This is a genomic window from Pseudomonas sessilinigenes, from assembly GCF_003850565.1.
GTDB classification, from domain to species: domain Bacteria; phylum Pseudomonadota; class Gammaproteobacteria; order Pseudomonadales; family Pseudomonadaceae; genus Aquipseudomonas; species Aquipseudomonas sessilinigenes.
Genome location: NZ_CP027706.1, coordinates 5,853,252 through 5,867,952 on the forward strand (window position 1 = coordinate 5,853,252; position 14,701 = coordinate 5,867,952).

At 63.7% G+C, this 14,701-nt stretch carries 13 protein-coding genes; 4 read left to right on the forward strand and 9 right to left on the reverse strand.

Annotated features, from left to right (window positions below; translation table 11 throughout):
- Nucleotides 1-3: 3 nt before the first annotated feature.
- Nucleotides 4-945, reverse strand: coding sequence for an alpha/beta hydrolase (locus C4K39_RS26865; protein WP_244935446.1), 942 nt, complete (start codon nt 943-945; stop codon nt 4-6).
- 137 nt (nt 946-1,082) lie between these two features.
- Here C4K39_RS26865 and C4K39_RS26870 point away from each other — a divergent pair, with 137 nt between their 5' ends.
- Nucleotides 1,083-1,997 (forward strand): LysR family transcriptional regulator, encoded by a 915-nt coding sequence (locus C4K39_RS26870; protein WP_124347861.1) that lies wholly within the window; start codon nt 1,083-1,085, stop codon nt 1,995-1,997.
- 342 nt (nt 1,998-2,339) lie between these two features.
- On the opposite strand, the gene C4K39_RS26875 is transcribed toward C4K39_RS26870, so the two are convergent.
- From C4K39_RS26875 to C4K39_RS26895, 5 genes are all read right to left on the reverse strand, one after another.
- Nucleotides 2,340-3,446: a YheT family hydrolase gene (locus C4K39_RS26875; protein WP_124347862.1), complete on the reverse strand. Its 1,107-nt coding sequence runs from the start codon at nt 3,444-3,446 to the stop codon at nt 2,340-2,342.
- Between the two features lie 82 nt (nt 3,447-3,528).
- Nucleotides 3,529-4,395 (reverse strand): SDR family NAD(P)-dependent oxidoreductase, encoded by an 867-nt coding sequence (locus C4K39_RS26880; protein ID WP_124347863.1) that lies wholly within the window; start codon nt 4,393-4,395, stop codon nt 3,529-3,531.
- Nucleotides 4,396-4,494: 99 nt separating this feature from the next.
- On the reverse strand, nt 4,495-5,334 hold the full coding sequence (locus tag C4K39_RS26885) for an SDR family NAD(P)-dependent oxidoreductase (protein WP_068580632.1): 840 nt from the start codon (nt 5,332-5,334) through the stop codon (nt 4,495-4,497).
- Nucleotides 5,335-5,381: 47 nt separating this feature from the next.
- Nucleotides 5,382-6,326 carry an alpha/beta hydrolase gene (locus C4K39_RS26890; protein WP_225926524.1) on the reverse strand — a complete coding sequence of 315 codons (945 nt, stop codon included), beginning with the start codon at nt 6,324-6,326 and terminating at the stop codon, nt 5,382-5,384.
- 137 nt (nt 6,327-6,463) lie between these two features.
- Complete coding sequence (locus C4K39_RS26895; RefSeq protein ID WP_124347864.1) at nt 6,464-7,306, reverse strand: SDR family NAD(P)-dependent oxidoreductase; 843 nt, start codon at nt 7,304-7,306, stop codon at nt 6,464-6,466.
- Nucleotides 7,307-7,475: 169 nt separating this feature from the next.
- Between C4K39_RS26895 and C4K39_RS26900 the strand changes: the two genes are divergently transcribed.
- The gene (locus tag C4K39_RS26900; protein ID WP_124347865.1) at nt 7,476-8,486 is read left to right on the forward strand and encodes an AraC family transcriptional regulator; all 1,011 of its coding nucleotides are present in this window, start codon (nt 7,476-7,478) and stop codon (nt 8,484-8,486) included.
- Nucleotides 8,487-8,750: 264 nt separating this feature from the next.
- Here C4K39_RS26900 and C4K39_RS26905 read toward each other — a convergent pair whose 3' ends face one another.
- The 3 genes from C4K39_RS26905 to C4K39_RS26915 all read right to left on the reverse strand — a co-directional run bounded on the left by C4K39_RS26905 (nt 8,751) and on the right by C4K39_RS26915 (nt 11,689).
- Entirely contained in the window at nt 8,751-9,260 is a 510-nt protein-coding gene (locus C4K39_RS26905) for a ProQ/FinO family protein (RefSeq protein ID WP_068580578.1), read from the reverse strand.
- A gap of 127 nt (nt 9,261-9,387) precedes the next feature.
- Nucleotides 9,388-10,518 carry an amidohydrolase family protein gene (locus tag C4K39_RS26910; RefSeq protein ID WP_124347866.1) on the reverse strand — a complete coding sequence of 377 codons (1,131 nt, stop codon included), beginning with the start codon at nt 10,516-10,518 and terminating at the stop codon, nt 9,388-9,390.
- Between the two features lie 100 nt (nt 10,519-10,618).
- Entirely contained in the window at nt 10,619-11,689 is a 1,071-nt protein-coding gene (locus tag C4K39_RS26915) for an amidohydrolase family protein (protein ID WP_124347867.1), read from the reverse strand.
- A 294-nt stretch (nt 11,690-11,983) separates the two neighbouring features.
- Here C4K39_RS26915 and C4K39_RS26920 point away from each other — a divergent pair, with 294 nt between their 5' ends.
- Nucleotides 11,984-12,592 (forward strand): TetR/AcrR family transcriptional regulator, encoded by a 609-nt coding sequence (locus tag C4K39_RS26920; RefSeq protein ID WP_083235707.1) that lies wholly within the window; start codon nt 11,984-11,986, stop codon nt 12,590-12,592.
- 242 nt (nt 12,593-12,834) lie between these two features.
- Nucleotides 12,835-14,691 (forward strand): DUF1302 domain-containing protein, encoded by a 1,857-nt coding sequence (locus C4K39_RS26925; RefSeq protein WP_124347868.1) that lies wholly within the window; start codon nt 12,835-12,837, stop codon nt 14,689-14,691.
- Nucleotides 14,692-14,701: the final 10 nt, after the last annotated feature.

Genomic DNA, 14,701 nt, shown 5'->3' on the forward strand with positions numbered 1-14,701 from the left:
GTTTCACCCCAAGTGCTTCTTGAAGAACGGCACCAGCCTTTCCAGCGCCTTCCCCGTCGCCTCGGGCTGGTCGTACAGCTCGTAGTGCGAAGTGTTGGGCAAGACCAGCAGTTCCTTGTCTTTCGAAGCTGCGCGGCCATACAGTTCCTGGCCGTCACGATAGGCCCCGAAGCCCCCGGGTTTGTCACCGATCACCAGCAGCAGCGGTTGGGTCAACAGCACCTCGGCCAGGTGGAAGGCGTCCCAATCCACCGCTGCCGCGCGACGGGAGAGCAGGAAGCTGGTCGGCCCCTGCTCGGCCTGGCCCCGTGCAGTCTTGTAGTAATCGGTGGCTTCGAGGACATCGATGTCGTTGATTCCGGCTTGCTTGGCCGCCTCCACCGACGGCGGCAGCACATCGTCCACCCGCCCTTGGCCACCTCGGGCCTCGGCGGTGCGCTGCGCCGCGATGGCTTCCAGCGTAGCGATTGGATCGTAGCCCCCAAAACCCTCACGGCTCAGGCGCCCGAAATTGACCCCGGTGATGCTCGCCACGGCCTTGATCCGCCGTTCGGACTTGATCGCGCTGATGGCATAGCCGCCGCCACCGCAGATGCCCAGCACGCCGATCCGATCGGCATCGACATAGGGCAGCGTCACCAGGTAATCGACCACCTGGCGAAAGTCTTCCACGCGCTGTCCCGGGTCCTCGACCAAACGCGGTTCGCCACCGCTGGCGCCCTGGTAGCTGGCGTCGAACGCGATCACCACGAACCCCGCCTTGGCCAGGGCCGCGCCATACACATTGCCGGAGGTCTGCTCCTTGCAACTGCCGATGGGGTGCGCGCTGATGATGGCCGGGTATCGCTTGTTGCTGTCGAACTGGGGTGGGAAGTGCAGGTCCGCGGCGATGTGCCAGGCCATGCCTGGGTTGCGGAACTGGACGGTTTCAATCGTGTGGCTCATGACCGGATCCTTGAATTGATGATGACAATCGGGGTTATGCCTGCATCGGCATCTGCCGCGTGCCATGCAGGTTAGGCCTTGAGCAGCCTATTGATAATCCTTCAGAATCAGCATTCAGTCATAAGCAGATTTGATAAATGCAAGGACATCGACTTCGGGACCTGGAGGCTTTCCTCGCAGTAGCGGAAGAAGCCAGCTTCACCCGCGCAGCTGCGCGGCTGGGCATTTCGCAATCGGCCCTGAGCCAGGTCATCCGCGGGCTGGAGGAAAGCCTCGGCTTGCCACTGTTCGCCCGCACCACCCGCAGCGTCTCGGTAACGCCGGCCGGCGAGCGCTTGCTGCTGCTCATCGGACCGGCGGTGGGCCAGATCCATGCGGGGCTGGAGAAAGTCACCGAGCTGCGGGACAAGCCCTCGGGCACCATCCGCATCAGTGCCGATGAATACGCCGTGCACAGCGTGCTGCAACCAGCGCTCAGGCACTTCCTGCCGCAATACCCGGACATCAACGTCGAACTCACCGTCGACTATGGCCTGACCGATATCATCAGTGGTCGCTACGATGCCGGTGTACGCCGGGGCGGGCTGGTGGCCAAGGACATGATTGCAGTGAACATCAGTGCACCACACCCGATGAGCGTGGTGGGCTCGCCCGCCTACCTGGCGCAGCGCCAAGCGCCGCAGCAGCCGCGAGACCTGACCGAACACGCCTGCATCAATCTACGCCTGCCCACCCATGGCGAGCACTTTGCCTGGGTGTTCGCCAAGGCGGGCCATGAGCAACGGGTCCGGGTCGAGGGCCAGTTCATCAGCAACAGCATCGCCTCGGCGCGCGAGGCGGCCTTGCACGGCCTCGGCCTGGCGTACCTGCCCCAGGCCTACGTCAGTGATGCCCTGGAGAGCGGGCAGCTCGTCGAAGTGCTGGCACAATGGCGCAAGACATTCGAACCCTACTACCTGTACTACCCCAGCCGGCGCCACCCTTCGGCAGCCTTTACCCTGCTGCTCGAGGCATTGCGCCATAAACCACAGGCCGCCACGTTATCTACCTGAGGTGTGCTGAATGGCTCCCGGTGGCTGACCATTGATGCGCTTGAGGACCTTGCTGTGCCCCCAGCTCGGCCACGGTCCATTCCCGACCTGGCTGGAGATGCAACGCCAGGTGCGGGCCACGCAAGGCGCCCGTGGGCATGCTGACCTGGGTCTTCCAGGGGCTCACACTGGCGCGCATGGCGCCACGCAAGATGCGCCCACACGGCACCGGAGTGGACGGGCTCCAGCGCCCGGGAATCGCCATCGGCCTGTGCGGCTGCATGCTTGTCCAAATCAGCCAAGTTGCCGCGACATGGCGCGGCCACAGGCCCGCTACTGCAAAGTTGAACGAACGGAAACTGATCAGGAGCGGGTTTGCCCATGCACCGCCCGCAGGAAATCGGCCGCCAGGTGGTGCGCCCATGAACGCGCCGTAAAGCCTGCGAGATAAGCACAGTGGCTGCCTCTGCGGGTAACGGCCAACAACGTCCTGGGCATGCGTGACAGGGCGTTCTGGTGATCGCGCACGTTGCCCAGGACGCAGACCGGATCATCCTCGGCATTGAGCACCAGCAGCGGGATGGTCACGGTCTCCATCACCAGCATCGGGTTGCAAGCCTCGAGAAAGGCTTGCTGGGTGGGGTAACCCGCGCACTCGTACAGGTGCCGGTGGAATTCATCCAGGCTCTGCGCGCCCTCCAGGGCTGCCAGGCTGGGCAAGTGCGCCAGTGCCTGGCGATTGGGGGACACGAACTGGCGCACCAGTTTCCTGGCCATCAAACGGGTATAGGGCGCACGTGCACGGCCAAAGGCGACGCGGATGTCGTAGCCCGGGCAATAGGCAAAGGCACCCCGCAGCGGCGTATCGGCGCCCTGCTCGCCCAGGTAGCGAATCAGCAAGCCGGTGCCGGCGGAAATGCCGGCGGCGTAAAGCGCCGATTGCGGGTAGCGCTCGGCGATCAACTGCAGTTGTTCGCGCAGATCGGCGGTATCGCCCATGGTGTTGAAACGCGGGCTGGTCAGCGGCAACTGGCCGTGGCCGCGCCGCTCGCACAGCACCACGCGCCAGCCAGTGAGCCGCTGAAGATCACGGACGAAGCCACGCATGCTATGTGGCGAGCCGGTGATGGTATGCAACACCACCAAGGTCGGGACCTGCTCCGACAAATCGCTGCCAAGCCAATGCAGTGCGGTAGTGCCGCCATCGGCCATGCGCAAGGTATCGACATGGTCGTAGCTCAGGCGCGCAGCCAGGACCTTCTTCAACCCCAGCCCGAGCAGCTGCAGGTGGCCGTTGAACAACCAGGGCGTGGCCCAGAAGCGTCGGGTCAAGCGCGGTACTCGGGCAATCAGCGCTTGGTTCTGCGGGTTGGGCTGATAGATCAACTGTGGCCTGCGTGCGGCCGTGAACAGATAGTACGCACCCAGCACTACCGCCAGCACGGCACAGGCGCTGATCCAAATCGACATCCAGAGTCCCTCGATCAAAATGTGCAACACGGGTTCAGGTCGCTACGCTGGCCAAGACCCGGCCCCACGTCAATACCTGGCTTCAGCCCTGGGGCCGATTGCGCACCACCTCTTGCTCCAGTTGCTGGAGCAAGCGCTGCAGGCGAGGCTCGCGCGCAACATGCCAATCCGTGAACACATTGAAGATACCGCGCATGACCGAGATGGGCGCCCAGCGAAAAGGCGCGGTGATGCGCGGCTGGCGCTTGCGCAAGCCCCGCACCACGCCACGACCGATCACTTCCGGTCCCACCGGCTGGTTCAAGAACGGCGGAACCCCGATTTCGTTCATCTTGGTGGCGATGGCGTTGCCACCGAAGGCAACCTTGGCGATGGCCGTATTCACCCACCCCGGATAAAGCACGCTGGCAGTGGCGCCGGTACTGCCCAGCTCGGCGCGCAGCGAGCGGGTCATCGACTCCACCGCGGCCTTGGACAAGGCGTAGGGCGCATTGGCCATGCCATTGAGGTAGGCGTAGGTAGACGAAGTGACCAGGATCTGCCCACGGTTGCGCACGACTTCCGGCAAGGCCGCACGCACCGTATGCCACACGCCGAACAGGTCCACTTCGACGATGCTCCGGAACTCGTCCTCATCGCAGGTACGCAAGGTCGCCGGCGTGCCCTTCCAGGAAATGCCGGCATTGGCGAAGGCCACGTCCAGATGGCCAAAGCGTTCCACTGCCAGGTGCACCACCTGCCTGGACGCCGCGCTGTCGGTCACGTCCAACTCCAGTGCCAGCACCCGTTGGGCATCGAACTCCTGGGCCAATTGGTCCACCGCCTCCTGCCGGGTATCGGTCAGCACCAGGTTGGCGCCGTGCACATACAGCTCCCGGGCGGTGGCGGAGCCGATGCCGCCGGCCGCACCGGTGATCAGGACAACTTTGCCGTGAAGGTCGTAGTTCATGCTGTCTGTCTCTTGTTGTTGGGTCGGGAAATGGCCGCACCGCCTTATTTACGCCGCCATCGAGCTCATGGCCCACGGGACAGCGCCGGCCGGCGATGCTCAGGGGGCCTTGCGGGTGTTCGTGAGTCGTACCGCCTCAGCCACCTTGCTGGGCTCGAAGCCGATCCGCTCGATCAAGCGCCGCAGCAGACCGCATGCTTTGGCCACCATGCCGTTGCTGCTCGGCACCGTGACCAGGTCGCGCCGACGCTCGATGCAGTCGACGAGAGAGGCAACCACCTGGTCCAACGCCACGAACTTCCAGATACCCCGGTGGTTGTTCCACACCAGGGCGCTGCACGGATGGTCGATGACCGCCTCCATCATCGGCGTCTGGAAGAACGTTGGATGGAAGCTCCCCACCCCGACGCCCTGGGGCTTGAGTTCCAGGCGAATGCTGTCGCACAGGGCCCAGACCCCAGCCTTGCTGGCGGTGTAGTGCGCGTTCAGGGGCGAATGCACGAACGCCGCCATCGAGGAGATGGCCAGCAGGTAACCCTGGCGCGCCTTGACATACGGCAGAGCGGCACGAAAGGTGCGCCAGACGCCACTGAGGTTGATATCGACAACCCGGTCAAAGGCGGCGGGCTCCATGGACTCCAGCGATTCGGGAGAGCCGATGCCCGCCCCGGCGATCACCACATCGATGCCGCCAAAATGCCCTGCCGCGTCCTTGAGCGCCGCCTCCAGGCTCTGCAGCGATCGCACATCGGCCACCCACGCAGCAGCAACACCAGGACCGCCCAGCTCGACTGCCAGGGCATTGAGGCTGTCGCGGTCCAGGTCCAACAGGACCAGCTTGGCCCCCTTCCCGCGCAGCGCGACGGCAGCGGCCCTGCCAAGGCCGCCTGTGGCGCCGGTGATGGCGATGACGCGATCGCTGAGTACGTAGTGGGTCATGGTTGCTTTCCTAGCGAGTCTTGGATGCAGGGAGTGCACAGGCCGCGTTATCCGCGGGAGCGCCGCTCAGGCTCATTCTTCTTTTGCGCCACCGGGACCGTGCGAAGGAGGAAGTCGACCTGGTCGGCCACCACTTCCTCGAACGGCTTGCCGACGTAGATCGCGAAGTGGCCGTAGGGATAACGCTTGATCTCGTGATGCGGAGCGCGCCCGGCGTGTCGCAGGGTCGCTTTGGCCGGAGCCACGCTATCGGGGTCGCAAACGCTGAACAGCACGGGCACTTGAATCCCGGGAGTCCGGCGCCCGGGGTAGTAGCGGATGATGTCCAGGGCGAAGCGTGCGGCGATTTCGTTGCGATTGCTGGCACCGGGTGCGATCAGCCCGTGGTACCCGCCCCAGCTATCGGGCGAAGTCATGAACGCCGTTTCACCCGGCTGGCCGGCGAGCGCGGCCATGACCGGCTTGGCACCGAGCATCGCGCCGAGGCGGTCCAGCACCGCCAGCGCGGTGAGCTTGATAGACACCAGTGGCTGGGTGACGAGACTGGAGGCCAGGCCATCGGTGAAGGGGCACTGGGAAATCACCGCGGCCACCTGCGGATCCTCGGCGGCGATCGTCAGTACGTGCCCGCCGCCAAAGGAGGTGCCCCAGATCGCCACACGTTCCGGGTCCACCTGCGCAAGGCTTCGGGCATGGGCAAGCGCTGCATGCCAATCCTCCAGCTGGCGCTTGATGTCCAGCAATTGACGGGGTTCGCCATCGCTGTCGCCAAAGTGGCGGTAATCAAAGGCCAGGCAGGCGTACCCGGCCGCCACGAAACGTTGGGCAAAGGCCGGAATACGCATTCCCCGGGTGCCGCCCAGCCCGTGGGCCATCACCACCACAGGAAACGGCCCGGCACCTGCCGGCTGATAGAAGTCGGCTACACAGCGAGTGGCATTGGAGTAAAAGTGCAGCGTTGTCGAGACCGGGAATTCACTGATATCGCTCATGGTTCGCTTCCGTTGGAATAGCTGGCGTGATTGCATTGTTGGCAAGGTAAGCCGGCCCTGCTTGACGCTATCCGCCGGGCCGCTTATCAGTTCACGCCAACAACACAGTGGGCTGCAAAGCAGCAGGCACGTGGGGTTTAGCCTGCCTCCTGGGGATTGGCCTGCTCTCTAACAGCCTTGGCGACGCGGTCAGTGTCGAAGCCAATGCGCTCGATAATCCGCCGTAGCAGTCCGGGGGCCTTGGCCACCAGGCTGTTGCTACCCGGCACGGTGACCGTGTCGCGCCGGCGCTCGATGCAATCGACCAGGGCCGCGACCACCTGCTCCAGCGCCACGAATTTCCAGAGCCCCTGGTGGTTGTTCCAGACCAGCGCACTGCAAGGCCCCTGGAGCGCGGCATCCATCATGGGCGTCATGAAGAACGTCGGGTGAAGAGAGCCGACCCCTACCCGAAACTGCGCCAACTCCAGGCGAATGCTGTCGCACATGGCCCAGACGCCAGCCTTGCTGGCGCAGTAATGGGCGTTCAGCGGCGAGTGGACGAAGGCGGCCATGGACGAGACGGCAAGTAGATAGCCCTGGCGCCTCTTCACATGGGGCAGCGCCGCGCGAAAGGTCCGCCACACGCCGTTGAGGTTGATATCGATGGTCCGTTCGAAAACCTCCGGGCTCATGGACTCCATGCTTTCCTGGGTGGCCACGCCGGCGGCCGCCACCACCACGTCGATCCCGCCGAAGTGCTGCGCAGCGGCCGCCAGGGCCGTCTCCAGGCTATCCAGCGAGCGCACGTTGGCGACCCAGCCCGCCACCTCATCGGGTTGACCCAAGGTAGCGGCCTGTTGATCCAGCCCCTCAAGGTCCAGGTCCAGCAAGGCCAGTTTGGCCCCCCTGCCCCGCAGCGCCTGGGCCGCCGCTCTGCCCAGCCCTCCAGTGGCGCCGGTTATGGCGATCACGCGGCCTTTGAGGTCGTAGTTGTTCATGGCAGCACCTTCAGCAAGTCTCAGGGAGGAGTGAGGCAAGGATTGGTTCGGGATCGAATGGCGCTGGTGGCAGCGCATAGGGGCATTCTTGACCACTCCCGAAAGAACGGCTTGACGCTACCCGTCGCACGGTTTGACACTTTGCGCCAAACAACAATTGAGAGCTCGCATGAGCCAGCCCCTGCACCGGCGCGTAGTTCCCGAAACCTACGTGCAACTGCTTTACGACTACCTGAAAGCCCACGGACACGATCCGGTTTCAGTGCTCGCAGAACCTTGGCCGCAGCCCGACCCGAACGGCGCTGGAGGCATCGACGTCGAGCATTGGGAACACTTGCTGGCGACGGCTGCGCAGCAGTTGGGCGATCCGCTGCTGGGCATCCACCTGGGCCGGACGATCAGCCCTCGACACTTTGGAGTGCTGGGCTCGGTGCTCCTGGCCTGCAATAACCTCGAGGCGGCCCTGATGCGCCTGGAACGCTACCTGCGCCTGGTGTTCGATGTCCTGCCGATGTACCGCCGTGAAGGACAGGGCTGGGTGGAAATCGTCTGGGACACCAGCGAGTACCAGCCCGGCCCCTTGGTCAATGAAACGGGGATCGTGGCGATGGTGCAGTTCTGCCGCGACTTGGTCGTTGGCGTGGTCGATCCGATCCAGATCGACTTCAACCACCTGGGCCCGACCGACCCTTGCCCTTATGAGGAATTCTTTGCCTGCCCGGTACGTTTTGGCCAGGCGCAAGCGGTGATGCGCTTTGCCCCGGATGTGCTGGCGATGCCGCTGAAAAGCCCTGACCCGGCGCTGATCACTTTGCTGGAACAGCATGCGGATCGGCTCCTGGCGCAGCTGCCACAACAGGATGAGATGGTGGAGCAGGTACGCAGGAGTATCTCCAGGGAACTGCACGAGGGTGAGCCAAGCATCGAGCGAATCGGGGCCCGGCTCAGTCTCTCCCCACGCACTCTGCAGCGGCGCCTGCAAGAGACCGGTACCACCTTTCGTGGCGAGCTGAACCTGGTCCGCCATGAACTGGCATTGTCGTACCTGCGCGACCCACGCCTGCAGATCGTGGATATCGCCATGCTCCTCGGGTATTCGGAGCACAGCGCCTTCACCCGGGCATTCAAGGAGTGGAGTGGGCAGACACCGCTCGAAGCCAGGCAGAACCAAAGCCCCTAGCCAGAGCGCCGGCCCTTGGCTCAAGGCAGGCCAAGCCTTCGCGCCTTGGCCAGGGCCCTTCGCCTGACGACACAGGCCAGGTATGAAAGACAGGTCCGGGGTGGGTGAAATACCCAGCGACTCATGGACGTACCGATACAGCGCTCACCGGCTATCGAGCACTTTCATCCTTGGCCCATGCACCAGCAGTCGGCACGCTGCCCATTGCGGGCAGCGTGCCGACAGGTCAATGCCGTGGCCATGGGAACGAGGCCAAGAGCGGCTTCAGCCCACGACTTGTTCCGTGGCGCCCTCGCTCCCCTGCTCCTGGGGACGCTCCTTGGGCTTGGACTGCTTGCGTCGCGCCTGCCCACGCTGGCGTGAAGCCTGCTGCCTGGCATGCAGTGCCTGCGAGGCGGTCACGATGCCTGCAGCCTGGCCATTCAGGTCGAGCCGTGGTGCATCCTGGGTCATGCTGGCCCAGTAACGGCTGCCCTTGCACCAGGTGGCGATACCCAGCTTGAGCTGCTCGCTGGTCAGCCCTAGCAGCTCCAGGTGCTGCTCGGCATCCTTGAAAATGCCTTCCTTGAGCGGAACCTTGGGCGCCGGATTGACCGGGAAGGCCAAGGGGAAGTGCTTCTGCAATCGCCAGATCGCCTCCACCGCCGGGTCTTGCTCGCGAGGCTTGGGTTGCGCAGGGGGCTTGCGCTTGCCCTGTTTGGCGCTATCAGTTTTTACCTGCTGTTGTTCAGCCCGCAGGCGGTCACGTAGCTCAGCTAGTTGCTCAAAACCCATCGTTCATTTCAGCTTCATGGTTGATTCGTGGCGCAAGGTTACCCCAAGCAGTCGTTTGGAGCAGCCTAATCAAGCAACGAAATCACAACAGCACGGCGAGCGGTGGCTGGCCTTGAGGGTTCAGCCCTCATTCCCTGAGCTTCTGGGCAACCGCCCGCAGTGGCGAAAGCACCTGCCGTCTGGCCCCGGCAAGGAGCGACTCCTGCATGAAAAGGGGCAATGCCGGAATACGCTCACCTGGCTGCTTGTAGCTGGGGAACAACCCCAGGGCATGGCCACGCCGGACACCGGCAGCCTCGGCCGCGCTCCAGAAGCCAGAAGCGACCAACTCGTCGATCTGTGCCCCGCTGCGGGCACCCGAGGCGAAGGGTGTGTCGGTGCCGAACAGCAATCGATCGGGCTCGAACAACTCGCGCAACGTGGCCATGGCCGGACGCGATACCGATGTGGCGGTATCCAGGTAGAAGCGCCTCAAGTAGGTCAGCACGCCCTGGGGCGCGGTGTCCCCGTACTCGATCATGGTGTTCGCCAGCGATGCCCGCCAGGCGACATAGGGCAGGAAGCCCCCGGCATGCGCGAGAATCCAGCGGATCCTGTGGAAACGCTCCATGGTGCCCGACAGGATCAGGTTCAGCCCCGCTCGCGTAACGTCGCAAGGGTATTCGACCACGCTCAGTGGCGTGCCCAGGCCCAGAGCATCCTTGGCCGGTACATTGGGGTGGACGAAAACGATCGCACTGCGCTGGTTGAGCTCGTGCATCAGTTCCTCGAACAGCGGATCGCCGAGGAACTTCCCCTCGTTGCTGGCCATCAGCACCACGCCATCGGCCTGCAAGATATCCAGCGCGTGGATGGCTTCGGCGCAGGCCAGTTCGGTGTAGGGCAATGGCAGGTGCGCGAAGAACCCGATCCGCCCCTTGTGGCGCTCGGCCAGGGCCCGGGAGAACTCGTTGCTGCCGCGGGAAAAGGCTGCCAGTTCAGTTGCGGCCAGCTGGATGCCAGGCAGTACTTCAGAGGTGATGGCCGTCTGCACACCCTCCTCCTCCATGGACGCCATGAACGACTCGGGCGACCCATCGGGTAGCTCCAGCCCGGCCAGCGACCGGGTGTTGTGACGGGCAAGCAGGCCGCGCAAGGCCGGAGACCGGGTATGGCGGTGAATGTCGATGGTGCCCAAGCGTGCATCGCCAGTGACGAGCGCCTCGCCAGCAACAGCATCGAGGCGCCCCAGCGAATGGCTCTGTGATGTGCTGTTCATGTCCGCCGCGAACTCCCTGTCCCCACGAGCGCGCCAGCACCCACGACCCCTGTAAAACCTTTCATGACCACCTCATGTACTTATAGGTAAACCCTGGAAATCAACGATCCCGCATGGACTCGGCGAGGACAGACATCGGCCTGGTCATAGCCCGTCGCAGCCGCCCTACCATGGACTCGTCCTTGAAGATGGGACTGGCCGTGACGACCTCGTCGGGCCGGCGGTACTGGGGGAACAGCTCGAGCGCATGGCCCCGGGCAATGCCGTATCGGGTCGGCTCGGCAAATACGTCGGAGGTATCCAGGGTGCGGCACTGCAGGGCCGTGGCCGGGGCCGGGGCAAACGGAAAGTCGCTGCCGAACAGGATGTGCGAAGGGTCCACCAGCTCCTTCAAGGCCACCATGGAATAGCGTGACGGCGACAGCGCGGTATCGAAGTAGAAGCGCTCGATGTAGTGCTGCACGCCTTGGGGCACATGGCGCTGCAGATCGCCGAGATCCACCGCGCTCAAGCGCCCGGCCACGAACGGCAGGAAGCCGCCGGCATGGGCCAGGATCCAGCGGGTATGGGGGTACTTCTCCTGGGTCCCGGTGAGGATCAGGTTGACGGCGGCGCGGGTGGTGTCACAGAGAAACTCGATGAGAAAACCCGGCATGTCCAGGGCGATGTCGATGCTGGTCGCATGCAGGTTGGGGTGCACAAAAACCACCGCCCGACGGCGATCCAGCTCGCTCATCAACTCATCGAACAGCGGGTCGCCCAGGAAGTGGCCGTCGGTACTGCCCAGCAGCACCACCCCATCAGCCTTGAGTACATCCAGGGCGTAGATGGCTTCGCTGCAGGCGTGTGCCGTGAACGGCATGGGCAGCACCGCGAAGAAACCGAACCGGCCCGGGTAACGGGCCATCATCCCCGCGCAGAACTCATTGCAACGCCTGGCCAGGTCGACGGCCTGGACCGGGCCATCACCGAAGTGCACGCCCGGAGCGGAGAGCGAGGCAATCGCCGTTTGAATACCGTTGGCGTCCATCACGGCAATGGATTTCTCCGGCGTCCACTTGGGCAGCAGGGCCCCGGCGACCTTCTGGATGCCCTTGGCTTGCATGGTGGCGACGAAGGCAGGGGGAATGACATGGTGATGGACGTCTATGCGCCCTTGCTGGATAGCCATGAGGGTTACCTTGGCGAGCATGGAGTTAGAGTCGACCGGCGACTCACCACTAACACAACCGCTTAATAATGATCACCACTGTTCATTAAGGTCAAGAATGATTCACCAGGGAGAGGCACTTTATTCGCCTACCCCATTCTCTAAAAATAGATAACCACTTGAAAAACATCGAATAAATTCATCAATACGGTTTTTTAAAGCACATCCCGGGAAAAAATAGGCGGCCTGTCAGTTGATTTAACGTGAACAGCAGTGTTCACTAGCGAGCATTCAACGTTGCGAAGGCCTGAATCCGTGAGCATCATTCAAAAGCGTATCCATGAAGCGGCCCTGCAGCTCTTCGCCCAGAAAGAACTGGCTGACATCAACGTCAGCGAACTGGCCCAGAAAGCCGGGCTGGCGCGCAACACGGTGTACAAGAATCTCGACTCCATCGAAACGCTGTTCGAAACGGTCGCCACCGAACTGGCCTCCGAGATGAACGAACGCGTTGGCAGGAGCGCAGCCCCCGGGCTGGACCCGGCGCAACGCCTCTCCAACGGCATTCGCTTCTACATCCGCCGGGCCCATGAGGAACGCCACTGGGGCAGCTTCCTGGTGCGCTACGCAGCCTCCCATGCCTCGCTGCAGGCCTTGTGGGATGGCCCACCCGTAAGGGACATCCTCGAAGGGCTTGCCTGCCAGCGCTACAGCTTCCGCCAGGACCAGCTCTTGTCGGTCATTGGCGTGGCCGCCGGTTCGGTATTGCTGGCCATCAGCCTCGTCCTGCAAGGACACAAGACCTGGCGCGATGCCGGTGCCGATACCGCCGAATTCGTACTGCGCGCCCTGGGCGTTCCGGCAGACGAAGCCCGGGCATTCGCCACCGCCCCACTCCCGGAGCTCCCCCCTCTGGACGACTGATCAACCGGGTTCTGCAACGCGCACCACGAGATGCGCAGGAGGCGCTTATTGCCTTAAAAAAAGTGAACGAACAGGTTAGGCCAATCAGCTCCGCCTGCTGATCAGCCGCCCGCCGGTACCGGGGGCAAATCCATCACGCCCACGAATACGGACTTCATCGAACCCTCGATGACCTGTACGGGTCGGCTCGTCCCGCAAAAAGAGCCTGCGTCGCACAACAAGAACAACAAGAGGTAGTGAAGATGCTCAAGCACCCCCTATGGCGGGCAATCCGGCTCGCCAGTGTCGTCAGCCTTGCAACCCTGGCTTGCGCCCAAGCCCGGGCCGTGAGCTTTGCCATCGGTGAAATCGATGGCCAGCTGGATTCCACCCTCTCCGTCGGCGCCAGCTGGGCGCTGCGCAACCCGGACCCCGATCTGCTGGGCAGCAGCATCACCGACGACGGCCGGCGCAACTTCAAGAAGGGCGAGACCTTCTCCAAGCTCTTCAAGGGCATCCACGACCTGCAGCTCAGCCACGGCGATACCGGCGTATTCCTGCGCGGCAAGTACTGGTACGACTTCGAGCTCAAGGACGAGAGCCGCCCGTTCAAGGATATCGACGACCACGGGCGCAAGCCCGGCGCCCAATCCAGCGGCGTGCAACTGCTCGATGCCTTCGTCTATCACAGCTACACCATCGGCGACCTGCCGGGCACCGTGCGCCTGGGCAAGCAGGTGGTGAACTGGGGCGAAAGCACCTTCATCCAGGGCGGCATCAACAGCATCAACCCGGTGGATTTCGCCGCGTTGCGCCGCCCTGGCTCCGAGATCAAGGAAGGCCTGATCCCGGTCAACATGTTCTACCTGTCGCAGAACCTCACGGACAACCTGAGCACCGAGCTGTTCTACCAGCTGGCCTGGGACCAGAGTGTGATCGACAACTGCGGCACGTTCTTCGCCGTCAACGATGCGCTGCCCGACGGTTGCACCGGCCTGACCGCCGGCCCCGCGCTGAATCAGAACGCCCTGGCCCAGGCTGCGTTGTCGCCTTTGGGCATCGACCTGACCAGTGAGGGCATCCGCGTGCCACGGGGGCACGACAACGATCCGCGCAACGACGGGCAATGGGGCGCGGCACTGCGCTGGTTCGCCCCGGAGCTGAACAGCGAGTTCGCCGCCTACTTCATGAACTACCACAGCCGCATGGCCTACATCAGCGGCGTCGCCAGCCCGCACATGGCCGACCGGGGCTTCGCCGGCCCGATCTGCGCCAACCTCGGCATCGGCAATCCGGCCGTGTGCAATGCGCTCCTTGGCAGTCCCCTGGGCCAAGCGGCGGCCCAGGCCTACAGGCTGGGTACCTCGCAGTACCTCGCCGACTACCCGGAAGATATCCAACTGTACGGCCTGAGCTTCAGCACCAGCTTGCCCACCGGCACCATTCTCTCCGGCGAGCTCAGCTACCGGCCGAACATGCCGATCCAGATCAACTCGGCCGACCTCATCGCCGCCACCTTCGGCGACCCCAGCGCGTCACCAGTGCTTTCATCGGGTTACCTACCCATTGCCAACAGCAGCTCGATCAAGGGATACCAGCGCAAGGAGCTGACCCAGGCCCAGGTCAGCGCCACGCACTTCTTCGACCAGGTCATGGGGGCCGACCGCCTGACCCTGATCGGCGAGGTCGGGGTGACCCACGTCAGCGGCATGGGGGGCAGCGGACTGCGCTATGGGCGCAATCCCACCTTCGGCATGGGCGAGCTGGCCGACAACAGCATCTGCACCCGCCAGATCAACACCAAGACCCCGCAGTACTGCACGAATGACGGCTACACCACCAGCACCTCCTGGGGCTATCGGGCACGGGCGATCTGGGAATACAGCAACGTGTTCGACGGTGTCGATCTCAAGCCCAGCCTGGCCTGGTCCCATGACGTCAAGGGCTACGGGCCGGAGCCTGGCTTCAACGAAGGCGCCAAGGCCATCAGCCTGGGCCTGGACGCCGTCTACCTCAATACCTACACCGCCAGCCTCACCTACACCGACTTCTTTGGCGGCGACTACAACGCGATGACCGATCGCGACTATGCCGCCCTGAGTTTCGCCGTATCGTTCTAAGTGGAGTTAC